Here is a 13,756-nt window from a genome sequence, read left to right on the forward strand (position 1 = left end):
CCGCGGACTGGCACCGGTGGGTGGTTGGCCCTGAACGGGAAGTGATCATCGAGGGGGAAGCAGCAGACATGACCAGTTCCATGCTGCCCACACACGCGGTGGGTTCGTGCACGGTGTTCGACGACACCGTCGAGGTGCTCGCGGGTTTCAGGCCGGGATACCCGAAGTTCTATTCGATCGCGGATCTCGGTACGCAGTCCCGCCGCCGGTGGGTTCCCCTGGAGCGAGCCGTGGACGGCGGGCGGGTGGAGACGATGTTCCGCGACTACTTCGCGGAGTCCGGGGACATCCGATTCTCGACCTATCTGGTCGCGGACGCGTTCGCCCACGGGGTGATCGGCCGCGCGGTCGCGAGCTTCGTCACCATCGGCCGGGTGTGGGACACCGGAGCGGAGAACCTCGCGGTCCGTACCGATATCGAGGGGGGACTCGACTGGGCGGGTGTCCGCGACACCACGTTGCGGGTCCTGGGCGACGACCCGAGGGCGGGTTCCCCGGGGACGGTGGTCCTGCCGTGCGAACAGGCGCTCGCCCACTGGCTCGCCTGTCGTTCGCGGATGACGCTGGGCCCGGTGTTCGACGGCCTCGCCCGTGTGAGCAACTGCAGCGTCGAGACCCTGTGGTCGGTGGTCGGGGAGTGCGTGCTGGGTGCCGCGACCATCGTCCCGACCTTCGCCGACTCGAGCGCCGAGACCGGGTACCGCCGCGGCCAGTTCGTCCTGCAGGCGCTCCACGACTCGGGTCTCGCGGTCCGCAAGCGCAGCGCGCTCCCGCGGACGCCCGGAGCGGGACCGATCCCGGTGCGCGACCGGGGCTGGCGCTCGGTCCGCTGAGCACGTCCGACTCCGCGCGACGGGCGCGGAGGCGCGGTAGCGTCGGTGCCTGAGTCGCCCGGATCGCCCGGGTCGGGAGAAGAGGTCCGATGTCCGAGACGGTCGACAACGAGTTCATCACGATGATCCGGGCGGGAGCCGGTGCGGGTTTCGGTGGCGGGATCGGGATGGAGTACCTCGAGATCACCCCGGACAGGGTGGTCGTGTCGGTGGCGGTCGGACCGCACCTGCTCCAGCCCTACGGGATCGTCCACGGCGGCGTCTACTGCGCCATTGCCGAGGAGGTCGCGAGCGTGGCGGGCGCCGTGTGGCTCGGTGGCGAGGGCAAGGTGGTCGGGGTCAACAACTCGACCGACTTCCTGCGGGCGGTCACCGAGGGCACCCTCACGGCCACCGGCACCCCCGTGCACCGCGGCCGCACCCAGCAGCTGTGGCGGGTGGAGATCACCGGTGACGACGGACGGACCGCCGCCGTGGGTCAGGTCCGGCTCGCGAATCTTCAGTAGGCGGGGCCGGAGCCCGGACACGCGCCCGGCCGGATGCCGCCGGGCGCGTGGCGTCACTCACTGATCGACGTGGTCTCCACCGCCCGGTCCCGGTCCTCCTCCGCCGACCGGGCCTTCTCGTGTTCCGCGACCCGCTCGATCGCCTGCCGGCCGTAGACCCACTGTTGGGTGGACGTCAGCTGGGAGCGGTGGTCGCCGCCCATGTTCATCCCCCAGGAGAACATGGTGGTGAGGCGGTTCTTGAAGCCGATGAGGTAGGCGAGGTGCACGACGAGCCACATGACCCAGGCGATGAAGCCGGAGATCTCCAGCCTGCCCATCTTCACCACCGCGCTGTAGCGCGAGACGGTGGCCATGGAACCCTTGTCGAAGTACTTGAACGGCTGGCGTTCCGCGGGGGACCGGCCCTTCTCGACCTCGGCCGCGATCTGCTTCGCGGCATACTTACCGCCCTGGATCGCGACCTGCGCGACCCCGGGGAGCTTGTCGAGACTCATCATGTCACCGACGACGAAGATCTCGGGGTGCCCGGGCAGCGAGAGATCCTTCTGCACAAGGACGCGTCCCGCGCGATCGATCTCCGCCTCCGTCTGGTCGGCGAGCATCTTGCCCAGGGTGCTCGCCTGGACGCCGGCGGACCAGATCTTGCAGGTGGCGTCGATCCTCCGGACCGACCCATCCGGGTCCTTGACCTCGATCCCGAGCTGGTCGACGTCGGTCACCATGGCGTTGAGCTGGATCTCGACGCCCATCTTCTCCAGCCGTGCGCGAGCCGCGTTGCCCAGCTTGTTGCCGAACGGCGGGAGGACGGCGGCGGCCGCGTCCAGCAGAATCACCCGGGCGGAGGCGGGGTCGATACGGCGGAACGTGTTCTTCAGGGTGTGCTGGGCCAGCTCGGCGACCTGCCCGGCCATCTCGACACCGGTCGGCCCCGCACCCACGATGATGAACGTCAACAGGCGGCGGCGCTCCTCCTCGTCCTCGGTGACCTCCGCCTGCTCGAAGCATCCGAGAATCCGGCTGCGCAACTCGAGCGCGTCGTCCACGGTCTTCATGCCGGGGGCCCACCGCTCGAAGTGGTCGTTACCGAAATACGACTGATTGGCGCCGGCGGCCACGATCAGGCTGTCGTACTCGAGGTCGAACCTGATGTGGCCGGCGGAGGCGAAGACGGTCTTGGAGGCGACGTCGATCTTGGTCACGTCGCCGAGGATGCAGGTGACGTTCTTCTGATCCCGCAGGATGAGTCGGGTGGGCGGGGCGATCTCGCCCACCGACAGGATGCCGGTCGCGACCTGGTAGAGCAGGGGCTGGAAGAGATGGTGCCCGGTCTTCGCGACCAGAGTGACGTCCACATCGGCCTTCTTGAGCTGCTGGGCTGCGAAGAGCCCACCGAAGCCGGACCCGATGATGACGACGCGGTGCCGGCGTCCGGCCGGTGCGGTGGCGGTGACCTGGTCGTGTGCGGGCTCGGTCATGGCGGCTCCTGGTGAAGGTGAGGCTGTCGCGGTGAGCGCGGGGGCTCTCCGATCGGTGTCCCCGGCGGGTCGCGCGCGGGGACGACTCCTCAGGGTAGTGGTATGCGCACGCCGGTGCACACGTGGCGGGCTCGCCGCGGTGACCGATCCCCCCGTCGCGCCTGACCCGCCCGGGCGACGTGCGGCGGTACCGTCCCACTGACGACACCCCTGAGGAGGGACCCGGTGGTCAGACTCGAACCGCAGACCGTGGACCTCGACCGTTGGCCCGCACTCGAGGCGCCCTCGGGTCCCGGCGGTCAGTCCGCCGTGGAGGTCGCGCAGGCCCTGAGGCGGTCGGCCAGGGAGATCGGTCTGAGGATCGACTACCCGGACTCGACGGCGGCGGGGGAGTACGACGCTCCGGCCCGGGTGGTCCTCCGTGATCCCGAGCGGTTCTGGGCGCGGCTCGCCTCGTCCGGGGTCCTCGGGTTGGGTGAGTCGTACATGGCCGGTGAGTGGACGACCACCGACCTCGGCGCGGTCATCGGGATCCTCGCGCCGTGGATCGCCGGGAATCCCGACTGCGCCCACCCGGGTGAACGGGCCTTCGGGCGCGACGGTCGCGCGACCCCCGGCGGGGGGCGTAGGCGAGGGGGACCGGTGGCGGTGGAGCTCGAGGATTCCGTTCCCGGTGCCCTCACGTCCCTCTACACCGACGAGACGATGTCGACGGGGGGTGCGGTGTTCGCCTCCGGAGCGCGGACCCGGGTTCGGATGGACGACGGAACCGACGTGGTCCACCTGGAGGCCCCGGCATCGCCTCCCCGGCGCAACGATCTGGGCGACGCCCAGCGTCGATCGGTCGACACCCTGCTCACCCTGGCGGGGGTCGGCGCCGGCTCTCGCGCCCTGGTCGTCACGCCCGGGTGGGGTGAGGTGCCGATGCGGGCCGCCGAACGTGGCGCTCACGTGCGGACGATGACCGCCTCGACCGAGCGACTGTCCGCGCTCGGGTCGAGATTCGCCGCGGCGGGGCTCCGGGACGAGATCACCCTCTTCCTGGGGGGACCGGCGGACGCGCGGGGGAGTGTCGACGCGGTGGTCGCGGTCGACCCCGGGGTCACCGCGGGCGTGGCCGGTTACCTGGAGGTGGTGGACACGGCCGAGAGGCTGCTGGTCGATGGCGGCAGGCTCGCGATCTCGGGAGTGGTGTCCGCGGAGCGCCCCAGGCCGGCGGTCGTCGAACTCGCCGCTTGGGGTTCGCGGTATGTCTCCGACGCGGGCCCGGTGGTGTCCTGGACCGAACTGGCCGCGGCCGTCGAGCGCTCTCCTCGGTTACGCCTGCTCGGTCGGATCGAGGCTACGGCCCACCATGCCGAGACGGTGAGGTTGTGGTCTGAGACGTTCGCGCTCCGGGGGCGGGATGCGGCGGCTCTGGGGTTCGATGCCGTGTACCGCCGGATGTGGGCGTTCCACCTCGCGGCGCTGGAGGCCGGGCTGCGGCGGGGGTGGCTCGAGTCCGTGCAGGCGGTCGCCACGGCCAAAACCACCCTGAACCGTCGAGAGGTGACGCCGAGGTCCTAGGGTTCGTTCATGAGCAACTTCCTCACCCCGGTCGCGATCTGGTTCGGTCGTCAGGACGCCACGCGGGAGAACTCCCATCTCGTGGTGACGGTCGACAAATGGATGAACAGGATCTCCGGCGGGCGTGTTCCACTGCTCCGGGTGGCGGGACTGCCCACCCTTACACTGCACGTCCCGGGGCGAAAGACCGGAGAGCTTCGGGATACGCCACTGCTGTGCGCGTCGTGGCGAAACGGACTGGTGATCGTCGGTTCCAACTGGGGCGGCGAGAAGGCGCCGGCGTGGGTGTACAACCTCCGTGCGGCGGGGGACGGGGAGGTCTCCATATCGGTCTACGGCGCCAGGCTCGTCGTTGCCGTGCGAGAGGTGCCGGAAGCCGAGCGGGCCTCGGCCTGGGACGCCGCGGTGAAAGTGTGGCCGAACTACGAGATCTACGCCACGCGCACGACCAGGCAGCTGCCGATTTTCCACCTGACTCCCCGGCTCTGACCGTCACCCGCTCTGACCGTCACCGGTTCGGATCGAGGGTCCCGGTCATCGCCGGGCGACCATGTTGAGCGCGGTTGCCGTGAGAACCGGATCTCCGTCCTGATTGATCAGTGTCACATCCGTGGTGAGCACTCCCCGGTCCGGTTTGCTCCTCGAGGGGCGGACGCCGGTCGTCTCGCAGATCAGGGTCAACCGGTCGCCGGGGCGCAGGGGCCGGACCCAGCGCAGTTCGTCGATGCCGGGTGAGGCCAGGCTGGCGACGGCGGTGAGGTAGTTGTCGGCGAACAGTCGCATCATGAGTGCGGCCGTCTGCCAGCCGCTCGCGATCAGCCCTCCGAAGGGGCCGTCTGCGGCAGCCTCGGGATCGGTGTGGATGCCCTGCGGGTCATACCGACGGGCGAACTCCACGATCTCCTCGGCGTCCACCGACTCCTCGCCGAAGCGGTAGACCCGACCTTCCCGGTAGTCCTCGAGGTACCTGTCGTCCGGAGGGGTGTCGAAGGTGTCGTACTGCTTATCGGTCATAGGGGACTCCTGGTCGCGGGAACGGGCTCGTGAGTGCAGGGAGAGTCAACCGCACGCGGGTGACGACCGGTGCGGATTCGCGGCCGCACCCCTCCTCTCGTGGTAGTCAGTTAATGACAGTTCACCCGATGGGAGGCAGGCGTGGCGTACTTCGAGCGACTCGGTGACCGACGGTTCCACCCGACCCCGCACACCACCGGGGCATGGGACCCGGCGGTGCAGCACATCGGCCCGTCGTTCGGGCTGCTCGTGCACGAGGTGGAGCGTGACCTACGGCGCCGACGGGACGACCCCATGGTGCTCTCACGTCTGACCTACGAGATCCTGGGCACCGTGCCCATGGACCCGGTGGCGGTGGATGTGCAGGTGGTCAGGCCGGGACGCACCATCGAGCTCGTGGAGGCGACGTACGGTCTCGAGGATCGCGTGGGGGTCCGCCTGCGCGCCTGGTTTCAGCAGCCGAGGGACACCACGGGGCTCGAGGGCGTCGGGTTCGACCCGATCCCGGGGCCGTCCGCCATGGAGCAGTGGGACCCCACCGCGGTCTGGCAGGGCGGTTACCTGGCGTCCGCGGACGTCCGCCGGGACTCGGTCGGGCCGGGAAGGGCCCGGTACTGGGTGCGGACCGACATCCCGCTGGTCGCAGGGGAACAGGTGGGCATGTTGGCCCGGGCGGCCGCGCTGTTCGACATCGCCAACGGGATGGCGATCCGTGCGGATCCCTCGGACGTTCAGTTCCCCAACATCGATCTCACCGCCCACCTCTTCCGCGAGCCACGAGGGGAGTGGGTCGGGTTCGACACCCGGGTGAGTTTCGGTCCGGGTGGGCTCGGGCTCACCTCGAGCACCCTGCACGACGAGTCGGGCCCGATCGGTACCCTCGCGCAGACCCTCACCGTCCGCCCCGTCACCCCGGGACGGTGACCGCGGCCGGGGAGTCGTGGTCCCGGGGGGCGGATTGCGTCATACTCGGGGAGTCATCCACATCGACACACGAAACGGAGTGTGTGAGAAGCCCTGATGGGTACCCCCTCTGAAAGGACCGGGTCAGACGACGACCCGGGACCTAGTCGCCCTCCTCGTTCTTCTCAGGTCCACGGCGCTCGAGTGCCGATCCCGAGGGGGGAGGTGGCCCCGTGGTCATAACCCTTCTGATGTTGCTGCTTGGAATCCTCGCGATACTGGCCATCATCGCTGCGAACGGCTACTTCGTGGCACAGGAATTCGCCTACATGTCCGTGGACAGGAACAGGCTCAAGGCACTGTCCGAGGCGGGAGACGTCGCCGCTCAGCGGGCACTGAGGGTCACGCAACGGACGTCCTTCATGCTGTCGGGTGCCCAGTTGGGCATCACGGTCACCGGCCTGCTGGTCGGATACGTGGCCGAACCACTGGTCGGTGAATCGCTGGGGACCCTCCTGGGCGGGGTCGGAGTCCCCGCGGCGGTGAGCGTCACGGTGGGCACCGTCTTGGCGTTGGTGGCCGCGACCGTCGTGCAGATGATCTTCGGCGAGTTGTATCCCAAGAACCTGGCGATCGCGAGCCCGGAGCCCCTGGCCCGCGGTCTGGCGCGGTCCACCACCCTATACCTGACCGTGTTCGGCTGGCTCATCGTGGTGTTCGACCGGGCGGCGAACCTGCTGCTCAGGTTGGTCGGGGTCACACCCGTCCACGATCTGGACTCCACGGCCACCGCCGAGGATCTCGAGCGAATCGTGGCAAACGCCCGGGAGAGCGGCGATCTGCCCGAGAACCTGTCCGTCCTCATCGACCGGATCCTGGACTTCCCGGATCGCACCGTCGAGCACGCGATGATCCCGAGTCCCCAGACCAGCGTGGTGGGCCCGGATGACACCGTCGGAGAGGTTCGGACGTTGATGGCCTCGGGACACACGAGGTATCCGGTGGTCTCGGAGACTCTGGAGCCGCTGGGGGTCGTTCAGTTGGCCGACCTCCTCCGCGTGGGTGCGAAGGCCGACACCCCGGTCTCGGAGATCATGCGCCCACCGGTGGTCCTGCCCTCGTTGATGTCCCTGCCCCATGCGCTGTCAGCGTTGACCAGGTCGAAGACCCAGCTCGCGGCGGTGGTCGACGAGTACGGGGGCTTCGCGGGCGTGTTGACGATCGAGGATCTAGCCGAGGAGTTGGTGGGGGAGCTGACCGACGAACACGACACGGAACCCGAGTCAGTCATCGCGGTCGTCGACGAGGGGGTCTGGCGGATGGACGGTGACGTCCACGTCGACGAGGCCGAGAGATCCCTCGGTCATGAGCTTCCGCACGGAGATTACGAGACCATGGCGGGGTTGACCATCTCCGCTCACGGCGAACTCCCGGAAGTGGGTCAGACCGTGCGGGTCGAACTGCCGATCGAGCCCCGGGAACTGATCGCCGAGACACCGCTTCAGTTCGCCCTGGAGATCGAGGTCCTCGAGGTGACCCGGCTGGTCCCCGGCGAACTGCTGGTCCGGTTAATGGACTCCCAGGAGGAGCACTCCGGGCGTCCGGGGGACGACGGACACCCCGCGACGAAGCACGGGCTCGAGCCGGGACGGGGGGAGGAGCGGTGATGGACAATCCGCTCGTCGTCGCCGCGATCACCGTGGCGTTGATCGTCCTGAGCGCCTTTTTCGTGGTGATAGAGTTCGCGCTTCTCGGGGCTCGTCAGCACCGGCTCGAGAAGGACGCGGAGAGGAGCGCCTCGGCGCGGGCCGCCCTGCGGGGGATCAACGAGCTGACCGTCATGCTCGCGGGCGCCCAGTTGGGGATCACCGCCTGCACCTTCGCACTGGGCGCGGTCACCAAGCCGGCCGTCGACGCCTGGCTCGGGCCTGTCCTCGCCTCCCTGGGCGCGCCGGTACAGGTGGCCGGGGGCGCCGCGTTCGCGCTGTCACTGCTGTTCGTGACGTTCCTCCACCTGGTGGTGGGGGAGATGGCCCCCAAGTCGTGGGCCATCGCGCATCCGGAGTTCTCCGCCAAGTTCATCGGGATTCCCTCCCGGGGCTTCATCTGGGTCTTCCGGCCGCTCCTGAGGTGGGTGAACGAGGTCGCCAACCGACTGGTCTCCGCCAGCGGTGTCACTCCGGTCGAGAGGGCCGCGGTGGGAGGTCAGGATGCCGCCACGATCCGGCAACTCGTCGAGCATTCGGCGTCGGTCGGCGCCCTGGACGAGACGTTCAGTTCCCCGCTGACCGGAGCGCTCGGCCTCGATCAACTGACGGTGGGGTCACTCGTCGACACCGACAGGGCACCTACCGCAGTGGCCGCGGAGGCCACCGTGGCTCAGATCCAGGAGGCCGCGGCTCGGACGGGACACATGCGCATCCTCCTCCTCGACGGGGATTCCACTCCAGCGGTGGTGCATGTGCGCGACACGCTGATGGAACAGGAGGGCCACCCGGCGCGGGACCTGGCCAGGCCGGTGATGCTGCTCGACACCCGGACGCCGGTTTACGAGGCGCTCGCGGTGTCGCGGGAGCGGAGCGAGCAACTCGCCGCGGTCATGGATCACGACCGGTTCGTCGGCGTGATCACGATCTCGGACATCCTGCGCCACATCCTTCCGGAGGAGGCCGGAACCGTCGGCTGACGTGGCGTCACCTCTCAGGGGTCAGAGCTGCCGCAGGTAGCACCGCATCCCGGATCCGGTGTCCGGGTCGTGGTCGGAGAAGCCGTGACGCTCGTAGAACCGGCGGGCACCGAGATCGTCCGAGTCCACGTTGATGAGTATCTCCTCGCAGCCGCGCCGTCGGGCCTCGGACACCGACCGGTGCAGGATCGCGGTTCCGATGCCGGCTGCCCTGAGGTCCGGGCGAACGTAGAGGTCCTCTAGCTGCGCGAGGGGGCCGTCCCAATACAGGGTCGGGCGAAGGGTGAGGAACGCGAACCCCACGTCGGTCCCCGCCTCGCGGCCGTGGGTGAGTCTGGCGACGACAGCGAGGACGTCCTCCCGTCCCAGGAGTCGCTCGAAACGCTCGGCCGCCTCGGTGCGGCTCGGGGTGGCGCAGTCGAACTCGGTGTTGAAGTCGTGGAGCAGGCGCCCCAGGGAGGTCGCGTCCGACGGCCCGGCCACGAGGATGTCCGCAGTCACGGCCGGACGAGGCGCAGACGAGGGGAGTGGAGGGCGATCCGCCTCGAGGAGGGCCTTGAGCCGGTCCAGGTCGGCTGCCACCGTGGCGGCGTCCTGCTCGAACTGGTCGTCGTCGTCCGTCAGCTGACGGACGGACATCACCACTTCCGCACCGTCCGGGTGGGGCACGACGCGGAGCGGGTTATGGACCGTCTTCCCGTCGGGCAGGGTGACCTCGTGGTCCAGGATGCCGAAGTCGTTCCTGGGGACGAACCGCACGGTCACCCTCCCCATGGGGGAGTCGACGATCAGACTGTCACCGTCGACGGCGGCCTCCGCGGTGGCCAGGCCCGACGCCCAGTCGGCGAGTGTCGCGTGATCCGAGGCGTAGGCGTAGACGTCCGCCGCCGAGCGGTGGATCACGGTGCTGACGTGTCTCGTGCGCATGTCGACAGTGTCGGCCACGGCCCGGTCGTGCGCCACAGGATCCCGGCGACGAGTGAGGATATGGGCTCTCCGGCACCGGTTGCGAGTGGGTGTCACGCGCAGCACCATCGCAGCCATCGAGGCACCGTCGGGAGGATGCGAGATGCGATCTCTGTCAGAGCAGTCACTTCGAGAACTGGGCGGACGCAGCAGTGTCCTCACCAGGCAGAAGCTGGACCATATCGAACTCGATCGGCTCCTCGGCAGGCTGGAGCTAAGCAGGGGAGCGGAGCAGCGTCGAGTCCTGCTGCGCACCTACCGTCTGGTGTTCCCGCACGCCTTCGCCGAGGAATCGGTGCTGTGGCCGGCGATCCGGAAGGCCTTGCCGGACGGCCACGCCCTCACGCTGCGGGTCGAGCAGGAGCACCAGGAGGTCAACGAGCTGGTGGTCCGGCTGGAGACGCTGGAGAGCGAAGGGCCTGAACGGGATGAGGTGCTGAGGCGGCTGGTCGCCGTCCTGCGCGAGGACGTGCGCGACGAGGAGCACGTCCTCCTGCCCCGACTGCAGGCGGCGCTACCGCCCTCCCGGCTGAGGGCGCTCGGGTTGGCCTGGGAGGTGGTGCGCCGGACGGCACCCACGCGCCCACACCCGGTGGTGGCACGGCGTCCACCCGGGAACGTCATCGCGGCCTTCCCGGTGACGATCACCGATAGAGTGCGGGATCTGCTCGACCTGGCCGCGACGGCGAGTCCCACGAGAACGCGATCCGGACTGACCACCGCCAGCACCATGGTGGCTCACGCCGCTCATGCCCTCGAGAGGCTCCCCGTCATGAGAAGGGGAGAGCATCCGAGCACCGCGCGCGGTGACGACGCCGAGCGAGCCGAGTGAACTGACAGGAGAGAACATATGGGGATCGCGGCGACAGTCGTCGGCGTGGGGATCATCGCGATCGGACTGAGAGAGTGGCCCTGCGCGTTGCCGGTTCGGACTACGGGGGCCGCGGGGTCCGCGGGGTCCTCGATGCGTATGCCGCAGATCACCAGCTGGCGGCCCGCAGCTGACGGCGGGGATGCCCTACCGGGGACGTGAGCGGGCCCTCAGACGCGGTCTCAGCCGACTGGGGGCGAGGTTTGCGCCTCGGCTGAGTTCGGCCATCAGCTCGTGCGCATGGGCGACCACTCCGGCCGTGTCGATTCCGTGGGGCGCCGGGTCGTCCTGGATACCGATGCTGTCGGCTGCCCGCTCGAGAAGCGCGCGGGCGCCGCGGGTGTTGCCACGCTGGATGTGGGTGATGCCGACCGCGAGTTGGGCGAGTCCCCGCCAGAGCTCGCGCTCGGCGGTGGGGGAGCTCTTCCATGCGCCCTCCAACACCTCGTGGGCGTGGAAGGCGAGACCTCGGTCGAGCAGGTCCTGCGCCCAGGCCAGCGATTCGGCGGGCGGCAGATCCAGGTCTTCGGGGATGCGCTCGACTCCAACGCTGCCGGGCGGCAAGGGCCGGCCGAGTTCGTCGCGGGGACGAGCGTTCCGCGCCCGTCCGTTCTCGTCCCGGTCGCGGTCGATGCCATCCGGAGTGCGCATGGGCTCATCGTCCCATCTGTCGCGGCCGGCCTGCCACCTCTGCCACCTCTGGCCCCTTGCTCTTCTCCGGTGGTCCCTTGCGCTTCCGAGACACCCGCCTCGCCCACACTCCGTAGGCTTGCCCCATGACCTTGAATCATGTTCGGCGAGGACAGGGCAGGCCGTTGCTGCTCGTGCACGGACTCGGCGCGGGGTGGCGATCGTGGCAGCCCGTCATCGACGAGCTGGCGGCGAGTCGCGAGGTGATCGCTCTGGACCTGCCGGGATTCGGCGAGTCCCCACCGCTGGACGGCGAGCTCACCATTGCCGCGTTGGCCGACTCGGTCGCCCGATTCATCGATGAGCTGGGTCTGGACGGGGTGTCCACGGCGGGGCAGTCGATGGGTGGACGCATCGTGCTCGAGTTGGCCCGGCGCGGCGTCGGTGGGGACACCGTGGCATTGGATCCGGGCGGATTCTGGAGTGACCGCGAGCTGGCGTTGTTCAGCGCCACCCTGCGGCCGTCGATCGCGCTGGTCAACGCTGTGCGGGGAGCGCTCCCGGTACTCCTGGGCAATCCGGTGAGCCGCTCCGCCCTGCTGGCGCAACTCTCCGTGCGCCCCTGGGCTCTGTCGGCGCAGACCGTCCTGCCCGATGTGGCCGGGCTGGCCGACGCGCCGGCGACGGGCGCGGCGATGGACGCGCTGACGAAGGGGCCGAAGCAGCAGGGCGCCCCCGCGGGCTCGGTCCCGGGACGGGTCACCATCGGGTGGGGGCGTCGGGACCTGGTGACGCTCCCGGCCCAGGCTCACAGGGCCGCCCGCGCGTTTCCCGATGCCACCCTGCACTGGTTCGACCGGTGCGGTCACTTCCCGCAGTGGGACGCGCCTCAGGAGGCGATTCGCCTGATCCTCGACGGGACCAACTGAGCGAGATGCACCCGCTACGGTCGGTCAAGGAGCTGAGTTCGATGCTCAGAGTCCGCGCCGGGTTTCATCGCGGCATATGGACGGCCGAACTGCGGATGACCGTGGACCCGGAAACCGTCTGGTCGGTCATCACCGATGTGGAGAGCTGGCCGCGATGGGGGCCCACTGTCTTCAAGGCACGGGTCGACGGCGGTGGCGCACTGACGGCAGGTGCGCGGGGGACTATTACGACCGTGGCGGGGTTGTCCCTGCCCTTCGAGATCACCGATTTCGTGGAACAGCAGCGGTGGTCGTGGAGGGTGGCGGGTGTGGATGCCACGCGTCACGAGGTGGTCGCGGTGCCGGGTGGTTGCGTACTGAGCTTTGGGGCTCCGGCATGGGCGGCGGGATACCTGCCGGTGCTGGCTCTCGCACTACCGCGCATCGAGAGAATCGCACTCGACCGAGGTCACTGAGACGGGCCGGCGCCGGCGTGGGCGTGGTTTCGGGATGGGCACTCCCTTCGACACCGCGGATGTTTATGGTGTTTCGGAGTGTGCCGGCGTTCCGGATTCGGATGGGGATCGGGCGATAACGGGGGAGTTGTCATGGTCGGCCGGGTTGAGGCGGGGAACAGATGAGTACGTTCTTCACCGGACGGGCCCTGCGCATCGCGTTGCCGATGGTGGCGGGGGCGGTAGTGCTCGGCTACCTCTCGGCAGTGTCCGACAATGTGTACAGCCAAGCATCTTTGTCGAGTGCCAGATGGTTCTTGTATGCGATCGCAGGGATCGCGAACGACTTCGCGGTCTGGTTGGCGCTCGCCTCATTTGTCGCCTGGCGCTGTGGCACGCGACTGTGGCAGTCGGTTGCCTGGTCAATCCTGTTTTCCCTGGGCGCGATAGCGGCGTACCTGGTGTGGTCGCCGATTCTGGCGCCGGGAAACTACATGGTCGAGTCTCCGGCGGCATACGCGGTGTGGGGTGTGCTCGCACTGGCCGGAGGAGCGGTGGGTGGACTCTCCGGACACCTCGCCCGTCACTGGCCTGCCGCGCTGCTTCCCCTATACGTGCTTGCGATCTACCGGGTGATGTCCGGACACGGAGCGTGGAGCTCGACCCTGGGCGCGGCGCACCACGTCGCGCTGGTGCTCATCGCGGCCGCGGTTGCCGGGTATTGGATAGTGAGTGCTGCTCGCTGGGCCCGTCGCCACCGAGCGAGTCAGGTGGGCGCTGCGCGCGTGGATGTCCGGCTGCGGCGAGTACGCTCAGCGGTCCCGAGGTGCGGGGAGTGGCAGAGTTCCGCACCGTCCCCGGCCCCGGCCCCGGCTGGCCGACTTTACATAATGTAGATTATCGGCACTTAACTCTCGGGAGTAGTGGTAGGTGCGGTTAC

At 69.0% G+C, this 13,756-nt stretch carries 14 protein-coding genes; 10 read left to right on the top strand and 4 right to left on the bottom strand.

Going from position 1 to position 13,756, the window contains the following annotated elements; genetic code table 11:
• Window positions 1-68: 68 nt before the first annotated feature.
• Both CEY15_RS14475 and CEY15_RS14480 read left to right on the top strand, forming a co-directional pair.
• Complete coding sequence (locus CEY15_RS14475) at window positions 69-833, top strand: hypothetical protein (protein ID WP_031265053.1); 765 nt, start codon at window positions 69-71, stop codon at window positions 831-833.
• 89 nt (window positions 834-922) lie between these two features.
• Entirely contained in the window at window positions 923-1,339 is a 417-nt protein-coding gene (locus tag CEY15_RS14480) for a PaaI family thioesterase (RefSeq protein WP_095719028.1), read from the top strand.
• A gap of 53 nt (window positions 1,340-1,392) precedes the next feature.
• Here the strand turns inward: CEY15_RS14480 and CEY15_RS14485 are convergent, their stop codons facing one another.
• The gene (locus tag CEY15_RS14485; RefSeq protein ID WP_095719029.1) at window positions 1,393-2,817 is read right to left on the bottom strand and encodes an NAD(P)/FAD-dependent oxidoreductase; all 1,425 of its coding nucleotides are present in this window, start codon (window positions 2,815-2,817) and stop codon (window positions 1,393-1,395) included.
• Window positions 2,818-3,042: 225 nt separating this feature from the next.
• Here CEY15_RS14485 and CEY15_RS14490 point away from each other — a divergent pair, with 225 nt between their 5' ends.
• Entirely contained in the window at window positions 3,043-4,383 is a 1,341-nt protein-coding gene (locus tag CEY15_RS14490; RefSeq protein ID WP_095719030.1) for a class I SAM-dependent methyltransferase, read from the top strand.
• 9 nt (window positions 4,384-4,392) lie between these two features.
• A complete protein-coding gene (locus CEY15_RS14495) occupies window positions 4,393-4,872 on the top strand; it encodes a nitroreductase family deazaflavin-dependent oxidoreductase (RefSeq protein ID WP_095719031.1) in 480 nt (159 codons plus the stop codon).
• A gap of 45 nt (window positions 4,873-4,917) precedes the next feature.
• Here CEY15_RS14495 and CEY15_RS14500 read toward each other — a convergent pair whose 3' ends face one another.
• Window positions 4,918-5,397, bottom strand: a complete 480-nt coding sequence (locus CEY15_RS14500) for a MaoC family dehydratase (RefSeq protein ID WP_095719032.1) — start codon at window positions 5,395-5,397, stop codon at window positions 4,918-4,920.
• A gap of 141 nt (window positions 5,398-5,538) precedes the next feature.
• Here CEY15_RS14500 and CEY15_RS14505 point away from each other — a divergent pair, with 141 nt between their 5' ends.
• The 3 genes from CEY15_RS14505 (at window position 5,539) to CEY15_RS14515 (ending at window position 8,986) form a co-directional block, all read left to right on the top strand.
• Window positions 5,539-6,321 carry a thioesterase family protein gene (locus CEY15_RS14505; protein WP_095719033.1) on the top strand — a complete coding sequence of 261 codons (783 nt, stop codon included), beginning with the start codon at window positions 5,539-5,541 and terminating at the stop codon, window positions 6,319-6,321.
• Between the two features lie 212 nt (window positions 6,322-6,533).
• Window positions 6,534-7,967, top strand: a complete 1,434-nt coding sequence (locus tag CEY15_RS14510; protein WP_095719034.1) for a hemolysin family protein — start codon at window positions 6,534-6,536, stop codon at window positions 7,965-7,967.
• The gene (locus CEY15_RS14515) at window positions 7,967-8,986 is read left to right on the top strand and encodes a CNNM domain-containing protein (protein WP_095719035.1); all 1,020 of its coding nucleotides are present in this window, start codon (window positions 7,967-7,969) and stop codon (window positions 8,984-8,986) included. Before CEY15_RS14510 ends, CEY15_RS14515 begins: the two co-directional genes overlap by 1 nt.
• Before the next feature lie 21 nt (window positions 8,987-9,007).
• On the opposite strand, the gene CEY15_RS19080 is transcribed toward CEY15_RS14515, so the two are convergent.
• A complete protein-coding gene (locus CEY15_RS19080) occupies window positions 9,008-9,913 on the bottom strand; it encodes a GNAT family N-acetyltransferase (protein WP_095719044.1) in 906 nt (301 codons plus the stop codon).
• A gap of 142 nt (window positions 9,914-10,055) precedes the next feature.
• On the opposite strand from CEY15_RS19080, the gene CEY15_RS14525 reads away from it, so the two are divergent.
• Window positions 10,056-10,784: a hemerythrin domain-containing protein gene (locus CEY15_RS14525; RefSeq protein WP_095719045.1), complete on the top strand. Its 729-nt coding sequence runs from the start codon at window positions 10,056-10,058 to the stop codon at window positions 10,782-10,784.
• Between the two features lie 186 nt (window positions 10,785-10,970).
• Here CEY15_RS14525 and CEY15_RS14535 read toward each other — a convergent pair whose 3' ends face one another.
• The gene (locus CEY15_RS14535) at window positions 10,971-11,474 is read right to left on the bottom strand and encodes a DUF309 domain-containing protein (protein WP_095719037.1); all 504 of its coding nucleotides are present in this window, start codon (window positions 11,472-11,474) and stop codon (window positions 10,971-10,973) included.
• A 125-nt stretch (window positions 11,475-11,599) separates the two neighbouring features.
• Between CEY15_RS14535 and CEY15_RS14540 the strand changes: the two genes are divergently transcribed.
• Both CEY15_RS14540 and CEY15_RS14545 read left to right on the top strand, forming a co-directional pair.
• Window positions 11,600-12,382: an alpha/beta fold hydrolase gene (locus CEY15_RS14540; RefSeq protein WP_095719038.1), complete on the top strand. Its 783-nt coding sequence runs from the start codon at window positions 11,600-11,602 to the stop codon at window positions 12,380-12,382.
• Window positions 12,383-12,423: 41 nt separating this feature from the next.
• On the top strand, window positions 12,424-12,837 hold the full coding sequence (locus CEY15_RS14545; RefSeq protein WP_245847633.1) for an SRPBCC family protein: 414 nt from the start codon (window positions 12,424-12,426) through the stop codon (window positions 12,835-12,837).
• The last annotated feature ends 919 nt before the right edge of the window (window positions 12,838-13,756 follow it).

It is taken from the genome of Dietzia natronolimnaea, from assembly GCF_002289575.1.
In the GTDB taxonomy this organism is placed as follows: Bacteria; Actinomycetota; Actinomycetes; order Mycobacteriales; family Mycobacteriaceae; genus Dietzia; species Dietzia natronolimnaea_A.